Raw genomic sequence first — 18,071 nt, forward strand, 5'->3', positions numbered from 1 at the left:
GGTCAGGCGGACCTGACGGCGGAGATGTCGAACTCCAGGGCGATCCGATCGGAGATCATCACGCCGCCGGTCTCCAGCGCGGCGTTGTACGTCATGCCGAAGTCCTTGCGGTTGATCGCCGTGCCGCCCTCGAAGCCCACCCTGGTCACGCCCTGGGCGTCGACGGCGGTGCCGGTGTAGTCGAGCGGGACGGTGACCTGCCGGGTCACCCCGCGGATCGTCAGGTCGCCGGTGACCTCGAAGGCGTCGCCGCCCGCGTGCTTGACGGACGTGGACTCGAAGACGATGTGCGGGTGGGCGGCGGCGTCGAGGAAGTCGCCGGTGCGCAGGTGGCCGTCGCGCATCTGGTTGCCGGTCTGGATGCCGGCCACGTCCAGCACCACGCGGACGGCGGAGGCCGCCGGGTTCGCCGCGTCCAGGCGGGCGGTGGCCTCCAGGACGGGGATGCTGCCGCGCACCTTGGTCACCATGGCGTGGCGGGCGACGAACCCGAACCGGCTGTGGGCCGGGTCGAAGGTGTAGTCGCCGCTCAGCTCGCTGGGATACATGCCGCACTCCAATTAGTTCAGTACTGGAAGATTCGGCACGACAGTACATAGATTTATTTCAGCACGCAACCTTCCAGTACGATCGGGGCATGACCCGCTGGCTCAACGACGACGAACAGCAGGCGTGGCGCAGGTTCGGGCTGGCCACCCGCCTGCTGACCGACCGCCTGGAACGCGACCTGATGGCGGCCGCCGACATGCCGCCCACCTACTACGAGCTGCTCGTCCTGCTGTCGGAGGCCCCCGGGCGCACGATGCGCATGAGCGAGCTGGCGCAGTGGACCAACTCCAAGCCGAGCCGCATCTCGCACGCGGTCAACAAGCTGGAGCAGAAGGGGTGGGTGCGCCGGGAGCACTACGCCGGCGACCGGCGCGGGTGGCTGGCCGTGCTCACCGACGACGGGCACGCCGCGCTCCGGGCGGCCGCCCCGAAGCACGTGGCCAGCGTCCGTGAGCACCTGGTCGACCTGCTCACCGCGGAACAGCTGCGGCACCTGGCCGACATCAGCCAGGTCCTGCTCGACCACCTCGTCGAGCAGGAGTGACAACGTCCGGTCAGCCCACGCCCGACCGTCTCACCCGGCGGGGGTGACGCGGACGGGCGGGTCGGTGGTGAAGGCCGCCAGGGCGTCCGGGTCCGGCGTGACGCCGACGCCGGGGCCGTCGGGCACCACGATGGAGTCGCCGGTCAGCTCGATCGGCGCGGTGATGTCACGCTCGTAGTAGCGGGCGGTCGCCGAGATGTCACCCGGCAGCGTGAAGCCGGGCAGGCTGGCCAGCGCCAGGTTCGCCGTCCGGCCGAGCCCGGTCTCCAGCATCCCGCCGCACCACACCGGCACGTCCGCGGCCAGGGCCAGGTCGTGGATCCGGCGGGACTCCAGGTAGCCGCCGACCCGGCCGGGCTTGATGTTGATGATCGAGCAGGCGCGCGCCCGGATCGCGGCGGTGGCGGCGCGGGCCGAGGTGATCGACTCGTCCAGGCAGATGGGGGTGTCCATGCGGGCGGCGAGCCGGGCGTGGCCGTCCAGGTCGTCCGGGGCGAAGGGCTGTTCCAGCATGGTCAGGCCGTAGGCGTCCAGGCGGGCCAGGTGGCGGGCGTCGGCGGGGGTGTAGGCGGTGTTGGCGTCGGCGGTGAGCATCAGGCCGGGGCCGAACGTCTCGCGCACCAGCCGCACCGGCTCCAGGTCCCAGCCGGGCTCGATCTTGAGCTTGATCCGGGCGTACCCGGCGCCGACGTGCCGGTCCACGGTGTCGAGCAGGTCGTCGAGGGTGTCCGCGATGCCGACGGACACGCCGACGCGCACGCTGGACCGCACCCCTCCCAGGTGGGCGGCCAGCGACAGGCCGCGCGCCCTGAGCACGGCGTCCAGGACGGCCGTCTCGACGGCGGCCTTGGCCATCGGATGGCCGCGCAGGTGCGCCAGCGCGGGCGCGACGCCGGCCGGGTCGAGGCTCGGCACCGCGAACAGGGCGGGCAGCAGGAAACGGCGGATGAGGTCGGCCGCGCCCTCCAGGTACTCGGGGCTGTAGGTGGGCTCGTCGTCGGCCACGCACTCGCTCCAGCCCTCCTCCCCCTCGGCGCCGCGTACGCGCACCAGCAGCGCCCGGCGCACGGTCTGCGTGCCGAGCGAAGTGCGGAACGGGGTGATCAGGGGCAGCGCGACCGTGCGCAGCTCGGCTTCGGCGATCCTCATGCCGCGCGCTCCAGCACGTACCAGCCGTCCCTGGTGAAGGCGGCGATCCGGTAGCCGCGGGCGAGCGCGCCGCCCAGGGCGGCCCGCTGGGCGGCCCGCCACCGCGCGGCCTCCGCGGGCTGCTCGCGCCGCAGCCGCTCGGCGTCGGCGGGCGTGGCGCAGCGCAGCACGGCCGCGCCGCCCGGCTCGCGCGGCGCCCCGGTCTCGTCGAGGATCACCTCGGCCTTCCGGGTCCCGCCCGGGGCCGACCGCTCCGGAGAAGGGGCCCGGTTGACGGGCCAGTGGGCGAACAGGCGGTCGGTGACGTCGCCGCCGTTGATGCCGTCGTTCATCGGCCCGTAGAAGTCGGGCACGTACCGCTCGGCCCGCGCGCCGAGCCGGGCGAGGTTGAAGAAGGCGTTGCGGCGGACGAGCGGGTCGAAGGTCCAGGAGATGGAGTTCAGGCCGCGTTCGGCGGCCCACTCGCGCTGGTGCGCCTTGATCGCCTGGCCGATCCCCCGGCCCCGCGCCTCGGCGGCCACGCCCACGACGTGGGAGTGCAGGCTGCCCCCCTCGGCGAGGAACCCGGAGGCGGCGGCGACGAGCACGCCGTCGAGGAAGGCGCCGCCGACGTAACCGCCGGTGTGCTCAAGGGCGCACATGAGGTCGACGGCCACCGGCGGGTCGTCGCCCGCCCTGGTGTTCCAGACGCGGCGCAGCAGCCGGTCGGCGGCCTGGAACTCGGAGGTCCCGTGGAGGATGCGGATATCGAGCATGGCACCAGCATTCCGCCGGACCGCCGCCGGATCGTTGGCGCGCAAGCCCAACTTCAGCCGCCGCCGTTTGTGCCGGACGCCGGGCTCTGACCGCCGCCCGTGCCGGACGCCCCGATCTCGGCCAGCCGCAGCTGAAGGCCCAGCACGAGCCGGACGTCGGGCTCGTCGAGCGCGATCAGCTCGCCGATGCGGCGCAGCCGGTACCTGAGCGTGTTGGGGTGCAGCGACAACGTCTCGGCCGCCCTGGGCACGTCGTAGTGGGCGGCCAGCCAGGCCCGCAGGCTGCGGACGTAGTCGGTGCCGTGCCCGGCGTCGTGCTCGGCCACCAGGGACAGCGGCTCGCCGGTCAGCGCCGGACCGGACCGCATCGAGGCGGCCGCGTCCAGCAGGAACAGCGCGGCGGCCAGCTCCTCGTGCAGGCCCACCTCGCCGCCCGCGAACGGGCCGCCCATCGCGCGCAGGGCCTCGTCTGCCTGCCGGGCGGCGGCGGGGACCTGCGCGAGCGAGGCCGTGACCCGTCCGACGCCCGCCCGCCAGTGCCCGCCGAGCCGGTCGGTGATCCGGCCGAGGGTCTCGGCGGTGACGCGGCGCAGCAGCGCGGTCCCGGCGCCGGCCGCCACGATCGCGTACGTCCGGCCGTCCACGGCGCCGACGGCGGCCCTGATCCGGTAGACGGCGTAGGCGGTGCGCAGCAGGTCGGCGGCGTGCGTGGCGGCGAAGACGTCGGTCCGCCCGGCCGGGTCCCCGGCGGCCACCACCCTGACCGGCTCGTCCGGGCGCAGGCCCAAGGAGGCGGCCAGCTCCCCGGCGGGGCCTGCGCCGCGCAGCAGCCGGCCCACCCACTCGTCCCTGGTCCGGCGGGCCTCGTCGGCGGCCAGGCTGAGGCGGGCCAGGTGCGGGGCGGCGGTCCTGGCGGCCTCGGCGAGCACGGCCTCGGCGTCGGGCGCGAGCGGCTCGTCCGCCTGGATGGCCCAGATCGTGCCGAGCGCCTCGCCCCTGGCGCGGACCGCGATGGCCAGCCGGGGCAGGTACTCGCGCGGCTCGTGGCTCCACACGGCCCCCTCGCAGCGCAGGACGGCGGCGTACTCCTCGGCGTTCGTCGGGTGCTCGGGCACGCGCCGGCCGAGGATGCCCTCCCTGCGCAGGTCGTCGATCGGCTGGCCGATCGTGGAGTAGGCCAGGACGCGCATGGCCAGGTCCTCGATGGCCACCGCGCCCCCGACGCGCGCGGCGACCTGGTTGGCCAGCGCGAACAGGTCGCCCGCCTGGCCGCCGCCCAGGTCCGCGGCCGGGGCGACGAGCGCGAGCAGGGCGTCCACCAGGGCGTAGAGCTGGCCCCAGGCCAGGCCGGGGGCGGCGGCCAGCAGCGCCACGCCCGCGCCGCGGGCCGCCTCGGTGAGCGCGGCGGCGTCGCCGATCCCGGCCCGGACGACGACCGCGCTGACGCCCGCCCCGGCCGCGCTCTCCAGCAGGGACGGCTCCGGCCTGCCGGTGGCCAGCAGCAGCGCCCCGGCGTAGGCGGCCAGCGGCTCGTCGGAGCCGTGGATGACGGGCGCGCCCACCGTCGCCTGGCGGCCGGACGGCAGGCACAGCGCGCTCACCGTCTCCGCGCCGAGGCTGTCGAGCAGCACGCCGAGCGTCACCCGGCCCTGGCCGCTCACGCCCGCCCCCCGCGCAGGAGGCGTCCGTGGCGGCCGCCGGTGAACTCGCCGTCGTCGATCACCATGCGGCCGCCCAGGAGCACGTGGGTGACGCCGGCCGGGCGGGTGGCGGGCTCGTCGTAGGTGCCGTCGTGGCGGATGGCGGCGGGGTCGAACACGCACACGTCGGCGACCGCTCCCCTGCCCAGCCAGCCCCGGTCGGCCAGGCCGAACTGGGCCGCGGTGGCCGAGCCGACCTTCCTGATCGCCTCGGCCATCGGCACGAGCCCGCGTTCGCGCACGTACTCGCCGAGGAAGGTGGGGAAGGTGCCGTACGTGCGGGGATGGGTCGGCCCGTCGGGCGGCCCGCCGTCCGAGCCGATCGACACGAGGGGGTGCCGCATGATCCGGGTGACGTCGTCGTCGTGCATGGTGTGGAAGACGCCGTCGGCGTGCGGGTCGGCCATGAGCAGGTCGCACAGCGCGTCCCAGGGCTCGCGGCCGTCCAGCAGGTCGGCCAGCGAGCGGCCGGTGACGCCGGCGGAGGCGTGCCGCAGCAGCCGCACGTCCTCGGGGTGCGTCTCCCGCCACAGGCCGACGCCGGTCGTGCGCTCCGGGTCCTCGGCCAGCGCGCGCAGCGCCCGCCGTTCCGCCGGGTCGGCCAGCCTCCTGAGCAGCTCCGGCTCGCCGCCTTCGCACGCGGCGGGTGGCAGCAGCGCGACCAGCCCGGTGCAGAACGCCCGGTACGGGTACACGTCGGCCCGCACGTCCACACCCCTGATGCGGGCGGCCGTCAGCTTGTCCAGCAGCATGGCCGACGAGCCGTGCACGGCCCGGCCCGACGCCTTGCAGTGGGAGACCTGGAGCCGCACCCCGGCCGCCGCCGCGACCTCGACGGCCTCGTCCAGCGCGCCGGCCAGCCCCTCGCTCTCGCTGCGCAGGTGGGTGGCGTAGACGAGGTTCCAGCGCCGGGCCGCGCGGGCCAGCGCGATCAGCTCGCCGGTGCCGGCGTAGGCGCCCGGCACGTACTCCAGGCCGCTGGACAGCCCGCACGCGCCCGCGGCGAACGCCTCCTCGGCCAGCCCGGTCATCCGGTCCAGCGCGCCGGGCGGCGGCGCGGCGTCCATGCCGCAGACGGCCGTGCGCAGCGTGTTGTGGCCGACGAGCGCGGCCAGGTTGTTGGTCGTGCCCTCCCGCTCCACGGCGTCGAGGTAGCCGCCGAAGGTGGTGAAGGCGTGCTCGCCGAAGATCCCGGGGGTGAAATGGGCCGACTCGGGGTCGGCCGGTCCGCAGGAGAAGCCGCAGTTCCCGATGATCTCGGTGGTGACGCCCTGCCACAGCTTGAACGGCTGCGCCCCGGCCATGAACGGCACGGTGTCGGAATGGCTGTGCGGGTCGATGAAGCCGGGCGCGACGACCATGCCGTCCACGTCCACCACGCGGGCGGCCCGGCCGAGGTCGCGGCCGGTCGCGGTGACGCGTCCGCCGCCGATGGCCACGTCCGCGGTACGGCCGGGCGAGCCGAACCCGTCGTGCAGGGTGCCGCCGCGCAGGATGAGGTCGTGCATGAAGGTATTACCTTTCCCGGGTACGAGATTCGTCGGTCATGTCAGGGGACGGCCGCCACCAGGCGCCTGGTGTAGTCGTGGCCCGGGGCGTCCAGGACGGCCGAGGTCGTCCCCTCCTCCACGACCGCGCCCTTCAGCAGCACCACGGTCCTGGCGGCGACCTGGCGGACGACCGCCAGGTCGTGGGTGATGAACAACATCCCGGTGCCCAGCTCCCGGCCGATGCCGCGCAGCAGTTCGAGCACGTGCGCCTGGACCGACACGTCCAGGGAGGCGACCGGTTCGTCGCAGATCAGCAGCGCGGGCCGGACGGCCAGGGCCCGGGCGATGGCGACGCGCTGGCGTTCGCCGCCGGACAGCGCCTTGGGGCGGCGGGCGGCGTACGCGGCAGGCAGGCCGGCCAGCTCCAGCAGCTCCCCCACGCCGATCCGGTCGGCGGGCGCGGCCCTGGCGATCGCCTCGGCCAGCGTCGCGCCGACGGTCATGGCGGGGTTGAGCGAGGTGGAGGGGTCCTGGAAGACGCACTGGACGAGCCGGTGCACGCGGGCGCGCTCGCGCGGGTCCAGGGCGGCGCGGTCGGTGACGTCGAGGCCGGCGAGCCGGATCCGGCCGCCGTCGGGGGTGATCAGGCCGAGCACCGACCGGGCCAGCGTGGTCTTCCCCGAGCCCGACTCCCCCACCAGGCCGACGGTCTCGCCGGGGTTCACGTGCAGGCTGACGCCGCCGAGCGCAGTGTGGGCGCCGTACCGTTTGCGCAGGTCCTCGATGTGCAGCAGCGGTTCGCCGGCGGCCGGGGCGGCGGGGGGCGCGGCCTCGCGCAGCTCCACACGGGCGGCTCCGGCGGTGTCGTGCACGCAGGCGCTCAGCCGGTCGGGGCCGATCGGGCGCAACGGCGGCCTGGCCGCGGTGCAGGCGTCGGCGGCCCGGTCGCAGCGGGTGGCGAACGCGCAGACGCCGGTCACCGCGCCCGCCCGCGGCACGGCGCCCGGGATGCCCACCAGGCGCTCCAGCGTGCGTTCCGCCGAGGGCAGCGCGGCCAGCAGCCCCGCGGTGTACGGGTGCGCGGGCTCCGCGGCCAGCTCCGGGCCCGGCCCCTGCTCGACGACGCGCCCGGCGTACATCACGGCCACCCTGTCGCAGACGGCGAACGCCACGCGCAGGTCGTGGGTGATGAGCAGCACGCCCATGCCGCGCGCCTCCTGCACCCGGCGCAGCAGCGCCAGGATCTCGTGCTGGGTGGTGGCGTCCAGCGCGGTGGTGGGCTCGTCGGCGACGAGCAGCTCGGGGTCGCCGGCCAGCGCGGCGGCCAGGGCGACGCGCTGCCGCATGCCGCCCGAGAGCTGGAACGGGTAGCGCCCGGCCACGGCGGGGTCGTCGATGCCGACCTCGGCCAGCCTGCGCGCGATCTCCTGACGGGACGTGCGGCCGCGCAGGGTCTCGGCGATGTGCGCGCCGGCCGTGCACAGCGGGTTGAGCATGGCGAAGGGGTCCTGCATGAGCAGCGAGATCCGCCGTCCGCGCACGCCGCGCAGCAGCCGCTCGGACGCGCCGACGAGCTGCGCGCCGCCGACCTCGACCGACCCCTCGGCGCGCAGGCCGCGCGGGAGCAGGCCGACGAGGGCGCGGGCGGTCAGGGACTTGCCGCTGCCGGACTCGCCGACCAGCCCGACGGTCTCGCCCGCGGCGACCGTCAGGTCCACGCCGTCCACGAGCACCCGGTCGCCGACGACCCGCAGGCCGCGTGTCTCAAGCATCGGAGAGCCTCTCGAAGAGCTGGTCGCCCAGCAGGGTGGCGGCGGTGGCGGCGACGGTGACCAGCGCGGCGGGCACCACCGCGGCCCACGGGTTGAGGTCGAGCAGGCCGCGGTTCTCCTCGATCATCAGCCCCCAGTCGGGCGTGCCGGCGGGCAGGCCGATGCCCAGGAAGGACAGACCGGACAGCGCGACCAGCGCGGCGACGAAGCTGAGCAGCGCGCCGGCCACGACCGTGGGCGCGATGTTGGGCAGCAGGTGCCTGAACATGATCCGGCTGCGGCTGAGCCCGAGCGTGCGGGCCGCCTCGGCGTAGGCCAGCTCGCGCTGGGCCATGGTGAGGCTGCGCACCACCCGGATGTCGCCGGGCGTGAACAGCACCGCCATCGCCAGCACCGCCCAGCCGATGCCGCCGCCCAGCACGCCCACCAGGACGATCAGCATGAGCAGCCCCGGCATCGCGATGAGCAGGTCGACCACGCGCATCATGACGGCGTCGATCCAGCCGCGGCGGTAGCCGGCCAGCAGCCCGAGCGACGTGCTCATCGCGCACGTGCCCAGCGCGACGACGAGCGGCCACAGCAGCGCCGAGCGGGCTCCGGCCAGGCAGCGCGACAACACGTCCCGGCCCAGCTCGTCGGTGCCGGCCCAGTGGGCCCAGCTCGGCATCGTCGCGCCGAGCGCGAGGTCCTGCGCGGCCGGGTCGTAGGGCGCGATCCACGTTCCGAACAGGGCGGCGAACGCCATCAGGGCGAGGATCCCGCCCGACAGCAGCGTCAGCGGCCCCGGCCTGGCCCGGCGCAGCCGCCGCGCCCGTCCGCCGAGGCGCACGGTCCCCGTCACGACGCTCACGCGGCCACCGCCCCGTGCCGCACCCGCGGGTCCACCGCGAGGTAGGCCAGGTCGATCAGCAGGTTGACGGCGACCACCACGGCGCCTCCCATCAGGACGAGCGCCTGGACGACGGGCAGGTCCTTCTGCCCGACGGCGCTGACGAGCAGCTCGCCGACGCCGTGCAGCCCGAAGGCCCGTTCGACGAACAGCGCGCCGGTGAGGTTGGCGGCCAGCAGCAGCCCGCCGACCGTGAGGACGGGCAGCGCGGTGTTGCGCAGCGCGTACCCGATCCAGTAGCGGGCGCGGCCGACCCCGCGCGCCCGGGCGAAGGTCATGTAGTCCTGCCCGGCCAGGTCGAGCGCGGCCGCCCGCATCTGCCTGATGACGACCGCCGCCTGCCCGGTGGCCAGCGCGATCGCGGGCAGCGTCAGGTGCGCGACCCGCTCGGCGAACGTCTCGCCCGCGCCGAAGACGGGGAACCAGCCGAGGGTGACGGCGAAGCCGTACAGCAGCAGGATGCTCATCGCGAACGGCGGGATCGCGAGGCCGACCAGCGCGGAGAGCGTGATGCCCCGGTCGAGCGGGCCGCCCCTGCGCATGGCGGCGGCCAGCCCGGCGGGCAGGCCGACGGCGAGGGTGAGGATGATCGCGTAGGCGGCCAGGCCGGCGGTGACGGGCAGCCGGTCGGCGATGACGCTGGTGACGGGTTCGCGGCTGTAGAGGGAGGCGCCGAAGTCGCCGCGCACGGCGTCGCCGAGCCAGGTGGCGTAGCGGACGGGCAGCGGGTCGTCGAGGTGGTACTGGGCGCGAACCGCGGCGCGCGACTCCGCGGTGGAGGGCCGCGGCCCGAGCAGGACCTGCTCCGGATCCCCCGGGGCGAGCGCCAGTAGCGCGTAGGTGAGCACGGACAGCACGCCGAGCAGGAGCAGCGCGGCGGCCAGGCGGCGGGCGACGAAGGCCATCAGACACCGGCCGCCGGGCGGATGGTGCTGAAGACGTTCATGGTCCAGGTGCCGAACTGGCCGGTGAACCGCTTGCGCAGCGCGACGGCGGCCTCCTTGGTGTAGAGCGGCACGTACGGCACCTGGTCGGCGATCTCGGCCAGCACCTCGGTGACCGCGGCGGCGCGGTCGGCGCCCTCGCGCTTGCCGAGGTCGTCGAGCCGGGCGTCCATCTCGGGCGAGCCGTAGCCGCTGAAGTTGAAGCCCTGGGGCCCGGCCGAGGCGCGGCTGACCAGGTCGGGCAGCACCTCGCCGGGGTCGGGGGTGCCGTAGAGCAGGTCGACGAGCTGCAGCGGGGTGTCCTGGTGGCTGAACATGCGCTGCCGGTACTGCTCGGTGGGCAGCGGCTGGAGGTCGAGCTTGACGCCGATCACCGCCAGGTCGGCGGCGATGGCCTGGAGCGCCTTGACGTCGTCGCTGCCGCTGTCGTACGGCGCGGCCAGGGTGAAGCCCTCGGGGTGGGCCGACTTGGCCAGCTCGGCCTTGGCGGCGTTCACGTCGTGGGGGTAGGCGGGCAGCTTCGGCGGCGTGCCGCCGTACAGGGCGGCGAGCTGCGGCTTGGGCAGCATCAGGTCGGCGATCCCGCCGTGGCCGCTGGTCATGAGCGTGGCCAGCGCGTCCCGGTCGAGGGCGTGGGCGATGGCGCGGCGCACGTGCACGTCCTTGAGCGGGCCCTCGCGGACGCCGAGTGACAGGTAGGCGATGTTGTTGGCCGGGTAGAAGGCGGTCGTGACGCCGGACAGGGCGCTCCACTTGCGCGTCTCGCTGACCTGGATGTCGTTGGTGCCGTCCACCTCGCCGGAGGAGACGGCCAGGCGCAGCGTCTCGGGGTCGCCGATCGCCTTGATCTCGATCCTGCGCAGCGCCGGCTTGGGGCCCCAGTACAGGTCGTTGCGTTCCAGCGTCACCCCCGAGGTGAGCGAGAACTTCGTGACCTTGAAGGGGCCGGAGCCGAGGGTGCCGACCTCGGGCGAGCCGAGGTCCTTCGGGTGCGCGGCGGCCAGCTTCTTCGGGACGATCTGCCAGGCCAGCGCGGCGGTGGCCAGGAAGCTGGCGCTGGGCTTGCTCAGGGTGACCGTCACCGTGCGCGGGCCGGTGGCCTCGACCTTCTTGACCTGCGTGACGTAGCTGGCGGCCTGGGAGGTCACGGCGGGGTCGAGGTGGCGGGTCAGGGAGTAGGCGGCGTCCTCGGCGGTGACCGGCGTGCCGTCGCTGAACCTCGGGCCCTCGCGCAGGGTGAAGACGTACGTGCGCGGGTCGGGATGGGTCCAGGAGGCGGCGATGCTCGGGATGACCCTGCCGTCCGCGCCGAGGGTCACCATCGTGTCGAGGACGGCGAACTGCACGGTCGTGGAGGCGTCGTTGAAGCCGTGGGCGATGTCGAGGCTGTTGGGGGCCGTCCCCGTCGCCCAGCGGAGCGTGTCGGGGGCCGCGCCGGAGCTCGCGGCTCCGGCGCAGCCGGCCACCAGCACGAGCAGAGCGCCCGTGGCGAGCCTGGCGAGTGCGGTCGCGGATGTCATGGAACCACCTCGGGGAGTGAGCGGGGGGAATAGTCGGACGCTAGAAGCCCGGCCTCCCTCGTTCACTGACCCGGCAGCCAAACTCTGCGCGCCCCGGCTCGTGCTGCAGGCCAACACGGCCCTAGACCAGACCAGGGGGGATGCCGACGGGCGCGGTGCCCTCGGGCTGGGCGGCGAAGCGCAGGCCGAGCAGGCCGAAGCCGCTGAGCAGCAGGTCGCCGTCCCCGTCGAGGCGCAGGGTGAACGGGCCCGCCCGCCACGTCCCGGCGGGTGCGGGGGCGACGGGGGCCTGGAAGGTCAGGCCGACCCGCAGCGTCCCCTCGTCGATGACGGCGAGCACGCCCGTCTCGTCGTTGAGCCAGGCGCCCTGCGGGGCGGGCTCCTCCGCCGGCGGGTCGCACGGCTCGTACACGTGCGGCCATCGGATCGACCCGTCGTGGCCGAACAGCAGCCGCCCGTCCTCCGGCACGAGCCAGATCCGGCCGGCCGGGACCTGGGCGTACCAGCGGCCGTCGTCGTCGAGGGCGAGTTCGAGGTCGGTGGCGCCGGTCAGGGCGATCCCGCCGTCGTCGGCGGCGGGTTCGAGCGTGAGCGTGGCGTCGGTCTCCGGGTCGTGCCAGTGCCCGAGCAGGGCGGGCCGCGCGGCCTCGGCGTCGGCCCGGGAGGCGGGGGCCGGACGGGGGGCCGGGTCCTGGCCGGTGAGGGCGCGGGCCAGGCGGAGGCTGAGGCCGACGGGGTCCAGGCCGCTGTGGTTGGTCAGGACGGCCACGCCGAGGCCGGGCTCCGGCAGGTGGAGCAGGTTGCCGACGTAGCCGTGCATGCCGCCGGCGTGGCCGTACCCGTCCAGCTCGCCGACGGTCAGGTGGCAGATGCCGCGGGCGTACCGCAGGACGGCGCCGTCGGCGAGCGTGGTGCGCTCCAGCAGCGCGCTCCGCACGTCGGCGCCCAGCACCCGGCCGTCGGCCAGGAAGCCGAGCCAGGGGGCGAGGTCGGCGACGCCGGTCACCAGGCCGCCGTCGCCGACCGCGCTCTCCTGCGTGTCGGCCCGCGCGCCGGCGCCGTCGTAGCCGTAGGCCATCCGCGGCAGCGGGACGGAGGCGTCGTCGCGGAAGACGGTGTCGTCCATGCCGAGCGGCTCGAAGAGCCGTTCGCGGGCGAAGTCGGCCAGCGACCGGCCGGTGAGCCGCCGGACCACGACGGCGGCCAGGACGTAGCCGGTGTTGGAGTAGGAGAAGCGGGTGCCGGGCTCGAACGTGGTCCGGCGCATGCCCGCCACGATCTTCATCAGCCGTTCCTCGTCCATCAGGGTGAACGGGACGCCGGTGACGGCCTGCAGGCCGTACCACTCCGGCAGGCCGCCGGTGTGCCTCAGGCACTGGTCGAGCGTGACGGGCACGCCGAGCCGCAGCTCGGGGACGTGCTCGCGGACGTCGTCCGACAGGCTCAGCCTGCCGTCGCGGGCCAGCAGCAGCAGGCACGCGGCGGTGAACTGCTTGCTGATGGAGGCGATGTCGAAGCGGGTACGGGAGTCGATCGGGACGCCGAACTCGACGGTGGCCACGCCCCTCGCCGCGGTGTGCAGCACCTTGCCGTCGGCGTAGACCCCGACCGCCAGACCCGGCCCGCCGGAGCGGAGGCCGGGAAGGGCGTCGAGCGCGCGTTCTACCTGCTCAAAATCCATCGTTCAAGTATCTGGATGTCCGGGTTCGAAACGCTTGTCCGGAGCGGCAAACCTGGGGGCTACCTGGTTGGTCTGCCGTACAGGGCCATTCTGGCGATCATGGCGTCCGCCGCCAGGTGGTAGCAGGTCGTCACGCAACCGAGCACCTCCCTCGGGGTGGTGAAGGTCGCCGCGAGCGTCTTGTCGGCGATCCGGCGCACGCCCGGCACCAGCTCGCCCAGCTCGGCGGCGGGCGTGGTGGGCATGTCGATCTCCAGCTCCAGCACGCCGGGCAGCTCGACCGGCCGCAGCTCCCCGGCCGAGCGCACGGTCTCCGCCGCCGCCTCCTTGATCAGCCGCCGCGCCTCGGACGGCGAGAGGCTGTCGGCCGCGGTGTGCCCGTGAGCGATCTTGACGGCGACCGTGCGCGCCCCGGGGAACGCCTTGCCGGCGACGTCGCAGATGACGTCGTCGCCGGTGAGCAGCCCCACCGGCACGCCGACGGCGGCCGCCTGCAGGGCGTTGACCTCGGCCTCGGAGACGATGGCGCCGTTGAGCCGCACCTCGTAGAAGTGCGAGGAGTAGGTGTGGGCGAGCACGCCCGGCGAGCCGGCGGCGGCGTGGTAGCCGAGGAACATGGCCACGTCGTGCTCGGCCGAGATGCCCTCGGCCATGCAGTCGAGCTTGGGCGTGCCGAAGATCAGCCGGGCGCGCGGGTCGAGCTCCTCGTGCAGCAGGTTGTCCATGGTGCCGTGGCTGTCGTTGACCAGGACGCTGGCGGCCCCGGCCGCGAACGCGCCCTCGATGGCGGCGTTGGCCTCGGCGGTCATCAGGCGCTGGGCCCGCGGGTAGCCGTGGCCCGCGCGGGAGACCTGGTCCATGGTGGCGATGCCCGCCACGCCTTCCATGTCGATGGAGATGTAGACGTTCGTCATCGTCACAGGCTTTCACCGGGGCGGACGGACGGCTTCGTCGCCAGGGCAGAAACCGCCTGCCCCGCTTGCGTCTTCCGCACAGTCGCGGGGATCACGAAGGCGGCGGCGACGGCCAGCAGGCCCAGCACCGCCGACAGCAGGTACGTGTCGACGAAGCTCTGCTCGGTGGGCACCCCCGCGACGGCGCCGGAGGCCAGCACCATGGCGCCGAGCTGGGCCCCGAACGTGCCGCCGATGCTCTTGGCGACGAAGACCACGCCGCTGACCCCGGCCGCGCGCTCGCCGGGCACGTCGGCGGCCACGGCGTTGAGCCCGGCGGTGAGGCCGATGGAGGCGCCCAGCCCGATGACCGTCACCGCGGCCATGACCTGCCAGGGTGCGGAGTGCCACAGGGCCAGCCCGCCGGTCCCGGCGCAGACGAGCACGCTGCCCAGCACCAGCACCGCGCGCCGGCCGAGCAGCCTGGTCATCGGCCCGACCAGCGGTGCGATCACGGTGCCCGCGACGCCCATGGGGAACATGTAGATGCCGATCCACAGGGTGTCGGCGCCCTGGCCGTACCCGGTGCCGGCGGGCGCGGCCAGCATCATCGGCAGGGCGACGACGAGGCCGAAGGAGGCGAAGCCGAGCAGCACCCCCATGGCGGTCACCCCGGCCGGGGTGCGTCCGGCCAGCAGCCGCAGGTCCACGAGCGGGTCGGCGACGCGCAGCTCGACGACCACCCACGGGCCCAGCGTCAGCGCGGCGGCGGCGAAGAGGGCGAGCGTGGCCGGGGACGTCCAGCCCCAGCTGGAGACGGCGGTCAGGCCCAGCATGACCAGGGCCACGCCGCCGCCGAGCAGCAGCCCGCCCGCCCAGTCGACGCGACCGCCGGCCGCGCGCGGGGTGGACGGCACGGTGAACCAGGCCAGCAGGGCGGCCGCCGCCACGCCTGCCACGGCCAGCAGGAACAGCGACCGGTAGCCGAGGGCCGAGGTGATGGGCCCGGCCAGGATGAGGCCGAGTGCGCTGGCCAGCGCGGCGACGCCGACGACCAGGCCGTTGCCGGTGGCGGCGCGCTCGGGGGTGAGGGTGTCGCGGAACAGCCCGACGGTCAGGGGCAGCACGCCCAGCCAGATGCCCTCGATCGCCATGCCGGTGATCAGCAGGGTGATGTTCGGCGCCAGGGCGGAGAGCAGGACCCCGGCGCCGCTGATCGCCATCAGCGCGAGCAGCACGCGCCGCTTGTCGTACATGTCGGCCAGGCGGCCGACGATGGGGGTGCTGATCGCCGAGCTGATCAGCGAGCCGGTGAAGATCCACGCGAGCGCGCCGGGCGAGGCCCCCAGGTCCTGCTGGACGAGCGGGAGCGCGGGCGAGAGCGTCATCTCCATGGTCTGGAGGACGCCGATGTACAACACCGGCGCGCCGATGACGCCGAAGCCGGATCTGGACATGGTTCTGCCTTTCGGGGTGGGGTGACGTGCGGCCGTGTGGTCCCCCCGAACCCCGGCCGTGATCTAGGCCGGTCCGAGCACCGTCGGCGTGATCAGCGCCAGGGCGGTCTCGACGAAGAACTCCTCGTCGGCCTCGTGGGCGCCGAGCACGACGCTCTGGCCGAGCCCGGACAGCAGGGCCTTCAGGGCGCGGGCCAGGCGCAGCGCCTGCTGCGCGGTGACGGCTGCCCCGTCGTGCTCGCGGCCGGTGAGCAGCGCGGCGAGCTCGACCTCGGTCGACCTGATCGAGGTGTTGAGCCTGCGGCGCAGGTCCGGGTCGTTGAGCACGAGGTCGAGCACGCGCGTCTCGAACAACATCCGGCCGGCCGCCTGCGGGTCGGCCGACATGCGCAGGTAGCGGCGGGCGATCTCGGCCACGGCCTCCGCCAGCCGCGTGCCGAACCCGCCGGTCTCGGGCGTGCGCAGGTCGAGCGGGCCGACGTAGTCGTCGACCATGGCGGCCATCAGCCCGTTCTTGCCGCCGAACAACGAGTAGACCGCCCCCGTGGTCAGGCCGGCCAACTCGGTGATGTCCTCCAGCTTGGCCTTCGAGCCGTCCCTGCCGACGATCTCGCGGGCGGCCTCGATCAGCGCGCGCTTGTTGGCGGCCTTGCTTTCCGCTCTGGTCAGCCGCATGACATCTCCTGCATGCCGTAAAGATAATCTGATTTACTAGAATAATCCAGATTATCAGGAGGCCCGAAATGGACGTCGCCCCCCACATGAGCCGCGTACCGGACTTCACCGCGTTCCCGACGGTGGACCAGATGCACGCCGAGCTCGACGACCTCGCCGCCGCCCACCCCGACCTGGTGCGCCTGCGCCGCATCGGCACCTCCCGCCTCGGCGAGCCGCTGCGCGTGGCCACCGTCGGCGCCGGCCCCCATGACGCCGTGATCATCGGCGGCCCCCACCCCAACGAGCCCATCGGCGCGCTCACCGTCAGCACGCTGCTGCGGCAGCTCGTCGAGGACGCCGCGCTGCGGGAGGACTTCGGCTTCCGCTGGCACCTCGTCCCCTGCGTCGATCCCGACGGCGCCCGGCTCAACGAGGGCTGGTACGCCCGCCCGAGCGACCGCCGCGCCTACGCCGAGCACTTCTACCGCCCGGCCGAGGCCGACCAGGTCGAATGGACCTTCCCGCTGACCGGCGAGGACTACTTCTTCGACCGCACGCTGCCGGAGACCGAGGCGCTGATGCGGCTGATGGACGAGGTGCGGCCCGCCCTCGTCTACTCCCTGCACAACGGCGAGCTCCAGGGCGCCTTCTACTACCTCAACCGGAACGACCCCGCGCTCGCCGCCCGCCTGACCGCCATCGCCACGGCCGAGGGCCTGCCGCTGCACATGGGCCCGCCGGAGCTGCCGGGCGCCGTCCAGATCGCGCCGGCGGCCTACCTGACGCCGCGCGGCGCCGACATCGCCGCGACGTACGGCATCGGCGGCGGCAGCGTCGACTACGCCGAGCGCTTCGGCGCCCTGCACCTGGTCACCGAGCTGCCCTACTGGGCCGACCCCCGCGTCGCCGACCAGACCCCGACCGGCCAGAAGTACCACGAGACGATCCGCGACTTCCTGGCCGGGCAGCGCGACCTGATCGGGGAGCTGGCCGCCTCGCTCGCCCGCGCCAAGGGCGACCTGACCGTGTCCTCCCCCTTCCGCCGGGCGCTGGAGGACTTCGTCGGCGCCCACGACGAGTTCATCAGCGAGTGGGAGGACCTGCCCGGCACCGACCGCCCGGCCACGGTGGCCGAGGTGGTCGGCGGCCGGCAGCTCGTGCACCTCATGCGGCTGCGGTACTGCGGCACCTACCTGCGCATGCTGGACGCCGAGCTGGCCGCGGGCAACGCGACGCCCGCCGTCCGGGCCGAGCGCGCCCGGCTCGGCGCGCGCTTCGACGAGTGGTTCGAGCAGGCCGAGGCCGACGCGCAGAGCACGCCGATCCCGCTGCGCTCGCTGGTCGCGGTGCAGCTCGGCGCGGCGCTGCTCGCGGCGGACGCCGTCAGGCGGGCAGCAGAGCGGTCAGCTCACGCCTGACCAGCGGCCAGGTACGGCTCTCCGGGTCGATGAGCACGAAGTGGCCCGCCCCCGGGACGCGCACCAGCGACGTCCCCGGGTGGGCCGCCAGGTACGACTCCGAGACCTGGACGGGGACCCGCTCGTCCGCCGTGCCGTGCACGATCACCAGCGGGCCTCGCCGGTCCGGCAGGCGTACCGGGTCCAGGCCGGGATGATCGTCCGGCGGGCCGCCGAGGAAGTCGGCCACCGCGCCGTCGTCGAGGTCCAGCCGCGCGGCCAGCCGCAGGTCGGCGACCGGGGCCAGGGCGAGGACGGCGGTCCCGTCCGGGGCGGCGCACATGGCGAGATGACCGCCGGCCGAGTGGCCGACGACCACCGAGGGACGCAGCAGGCCGACCGCGGCCCGCAGGTCCGCGACCGCCGCCGCCGGATCTCCCGGCCTGCGGCGGTACTCGACGGCGGCCACGCCGCACCCCGCCCGATGCAGCGCGTTGGCCATGGGCCGCAGGTGCGTGCGGTCGTACTCCGGGCGCCAGAACCCGCCGTGCACCAGCGCCACCAGGGGTCCGTCGCCCGGCCAGAGGTCGATCACCTGGTCGGCGTCGGCCCCGTACCGCAGGGTCCGGAGCGGGCCGGGCGCCGGGCGGGTCAGGACGGCACGGTTCTCCACC

At 74.6% G+C, this 18,071-nt stretch carries 16 protein-coding genes; 2 read left to right on the forward strand and 14 right to left on the reverse strand.

Features of this window, described 5'->3' with window-relative positions:
* Positions 1-2 precede the first annotated feature (2 nt).
* Entirely contained in the window at positions 3-548 is a 546-nt protein-coding gene (locus AB0J46_RS36865; protein ID WP_364338796.1) for a YceI family protein, read from the reverse strand.
* Between the two features lie 89 nt (positions 549-637).
* Here AB0J46_RS36865 and AB0J46_RS36870 point away from each other — a divergent pair, with 89 nt between their 5' ends.
* Complete coding sequence (locus AB0J46_RS36870; protein WP_364338798.1) at positions 638-1,093, forward strand: MarR family transcriptional regulator; 456 nt, start codon at positions 638-640, stop codon at positions 1,091-1,093.
* 30 nt (positions 1,094-1,123) lie between these two features.
* Here the strand turns inward: AB0J46_RS36870 and menC are convergent, their stop codons facing one another.
* The 12 genes from menC to AB0J46_RS36930 form a co-directional block, all read right to left on the reverse strand.
* Positions 1,124-2,242 carry an o-succinylbenzoate synthase gene (menC, locus tag AB0J46_RS36875; protein WP_364338800.1) on the reverse strand — a complete coding sequence of 373 codons (1,119 nt, stop codon included), beginning with the start codon at positions 2,240-2,242 and terminating at the stop codon, positions 1,124-1,126.
* Positions 2,239-2,997 (reverse strand): GNAT family N-acetyltransferase, encoded by a 759-nt coding sequence (locus AB0J46_RS36880; RefSeq protein ID WP_364338802.1) that lies wholly within the window; start codon positions 2,995-2,997, stop codon positions 2,239-2,241. Before AB0J46_RS36880 ends, menC begins: the two co-directional genes overlap by 4 nt.
* A gap of 53 nt (positions 2,998-3,050) precedes the next feature.
* The gene (locus tag AB0J46_RS36885) at positions 3,051-4,658 is read right to left on the reverse strand and encodes a helix-turn-helix domain-containing protein (protein WP_364338804.1); all 1,608 of its coding nucleotides are present in this window, start codon (positions 4,656-4,658) and stop codon (positions 3,051-3,053) included.
* Positions 4,655-6,205, reverse strand: a complete 1,551-nt coding sequence (locus AB0J46_RS36890; RefSeq protein ID WP_364338806.1) for an amidohydrolase family protein — start codon at positions 6,203-6,205, stop codon at positions 4,655-4,657. The genes AB0J46_RS36885 and AB0J46_RS36890 overlap by 4 nt, the downstream gene beginning before the upstream one ends.
* A 41-nt stretch (positions 6,206-6,246) precedes the next feature.
* On the reverse strand, positions 6,247-7,959 hold the full coding sequence (locus tag AB0J46_RS36895) for an ABC transporter ATP-binding protein (protein WP_364338809.1): 1,713 nt from the start codon (positions 7,957-7,959) through the stop codon (positions 6,247-6,249).
* Complete coding sequence (locus AB0J46_RS36900) at positions 7,952-8,809, reverse strand: ABC transporter permease (RefSeq protein WP_364338811.1); 858 nt, start codon at positions 8,807-8,809, stop codon at positions 7,952-7,954. The genes AB0J46_RS36895 and AB0J46_RS36900 overlap by 8 nt, the downstream gene beginning before the upstream one ends.
* The gene (locus AB0J46_RS36905) at positions 8,806-9,753 is read right to left on the reverse strand and encodes an ABC transporter permease (protein WP_358001330.1); all 948 of its coding nucleotides are present in this window, start codon (positions 9,751-9,753) and stop codon (positions 8,806-8,808) included. The genes AB0J46_RS36900 and AB0J46_RS36905 overlap by 4 nt, the downstream gene beginning before the upstream one ends.
* Positions 9,753-11,312, reverse strand: coding sequence for an ABC transporter substrate-binding protein (locus AB0J46_RS36910; RefSeq protein ID WP_364338813.1), 1,560 nt, complete (start codon positions 11,310-11,312; stop codon positions 9,753-9,755). The genes AB0J46_RS36905 and AB0J46_RS36910 overlap by 1 nt, the downstream gene beginning before the upstream one ends.
* 121 nt (positions 11,313-11,433) lie before the next feature.
* Positions 11,434-12,993, reverse strand: coding sequence for a serine hydrolase domain-containing protein (locus tag AB0J46_RS36915; RefSeq protein WP_364338815.1), 1,560 nt, complete (start codon positions 12,991-12,993; stop codon positions 11,434-11,436).
* Positions 12,994-13,052: 59 nt separating this feature from the next.
* Positions 13,053-13,907, reverse strand: a complete 855-nt coding sequence (locus AB0J46_RS36920) for a M55 family metallopeptidase (protein WP_364338817.1) — start codon at positions 13,905-13,907, stop codon at positions 13,053-13,055.
* A 2-nt stretch (positions 13,908-13,909) separates the two neighbouring features.
* The gene (locus tag AB0J46_RS36925) at positions 13,910-15,343 is read right to left on the reverse strand and encodes an MFS transporter (protein WP_364338819.1); all 1,434 of its coding nucleotides are present in this window, start codon (positions 15,341-15,343) and stop codon (positions 13,910-13,912) included.
* A gap of 63 nt (positions 15,344-15,406) precedes the next feature.
* Complete coding sequence (locus tag AB0J46_RS36930) at positions 15,407-16,018, reverse strand: TetR/AcrR family transcriptional regulator (protein ID WP_364338821.1); 612 nt, start codon at positions 16,016-16,018, stop codon at positions 15,407-15,409.
* 68 nt (positions 16,019-16,086) lie between these two features.
* On the opposite strand from AB0J46_RS36930, the gene AB0J46_RS36935 reads away from it, so the two are divergent.
* A complete protein-coding gene (locus AB0J46_RS36935) occupies positions 16,087-17,418 on the forward strand; it encodes a M14 family zinc carboxypeptidase (protein ID WP_364338823.1) in 1,332 nt (443 codons plus the stop codon).
* On the opposite strand, the gene AB0J46_RS36940 is transcribed toward AB0J46_RS36935, so the two are convergent.
* Positions 17,384-18,070, reverse strand: coding sequence for an alpha/beta hydrolase (locus AB0J46_RS36940; protein WP_364338825.1), 687 nt, complete (start codon positions 18,068-18,070; stop codon positions 17,384-17,386). The two genes, AB0J46_RS36935 and AB0J46_RS36940, sit on opposite strands and share 35 nt — an antisense overlap.
* Position 18,071: the final 1 nt, after the last annotated feature.

It is taken from the genome of Nonomuraea sp. NPDC049758 (assembly GCF_040674635.1).
Taxonomy (GTDB): domain Bacteria; phylum Actinomycetota; class Actinomycetes; order Streptosporangiales; family Streptosporangiaceae; genus Nonomuraea.

What these genes read in the sequence shown, in the direction of transcription:
- AB0J46_RS36865 (WP_364338796.1), bottom strand. Translation starts at nt 548, where the DNA reads ATGTATCCCAGCGAGCTGAGCGGCGACTACACCTTCGACCCGGCCCAC.
- AB0J46_RS36895 (WP_364338809.1), bottom strand. Translation starts at nt 7,959, where the DNA reads ATGCTTGAGACACGCGGCCTGCGGGTCGTCGGCGACCGGGTGCTCGTG.
- AB0J46_RS36935 (WP_364338823.1), top strand. Translation starts at nt 16,087, where the DNA reads ATGGACGTCGCCCCCCACATGAGCCGCGTACCGGACTTCACCGCGTTC.
- AB0J46_RS36890 (WP_364338806.1), bottom strand. Translation starts at nt 6,205, where the DNA reads ATGCACGACCTCATCCTGCGCGGCGGCACCCTGCACGACGGGTTCGGC.
- AB0J46_RS36910 (WP_364338813.1), bottom strand. Translation starts at nt 11,312, where the DNA reads ATGACATCCGCGACCGCACTCGCCAGGCTCGCCACGGGCGCTCTGCTC.
- menC (WP_364338800.1), bottom strand. Translation starts at nt 2,242, where the DNA reads ATGAGGATCGCCGAAGCCGAGCTGCGCACGGTCGCGCTGCCCCTGATC.
- AB0J46_RS36905 (WP_358001330.1), bottom strand. Translation starts at nt 9,753, where the DNA reads ATGGCCTTCGTCGCCCGCCGCCTGGCCGCCGCGCTGCTCCTGCTCGGC.
- AB0J46_RS36925 (WP_364338819.1), bottom strand. Translation starts at nt 15,343, where the DNA reads ATGTCCAGATCCGGCTTCGGCGTCATCGGCGCGCCGGTGTTGTACATC.
- AB0J46_RS36930 (WP_364338821.1), bottom strand. Translation starts at nt 16,018, where the DNA reads ATGCGGCTGACCAGAGCGGAAAGCAAGGCCGCCAACAAGCGCGCGCTG.
- AB0J46_RS36915 (WP_364338815.1), bottom strand. Translation starts at nt 12,993, where the DNA reads ATGGATTTTGAGCAGGTAGAACGCGCGCTCGACGCCCTTCCCGGCCTC.
- AB0J46_RS36870 (WP_364338798.1), top strand. Translation starts at nt 638, where the DNA reads ATGACCCGCTGGCTCAACGACGACGAACAGCAGGCGTGGCGCAGGTTC.
- AB0J46_RS36920 (WP_364338817.1), bottom strand. Translation starts at nt 13,907, where the DNA reads ATGACGAACGTCTACATCTCCATCGACATGGAAGGCGTGGCGGGCATC.
- AB0J46_RS36880 (WP_364338802.1), bottom strand. Translation starts at nt 2,997, where the DNA reads ATGCTCGATATCCGCATCCTCCACGGGACCTCCGAGTTCCAGGCCGCC.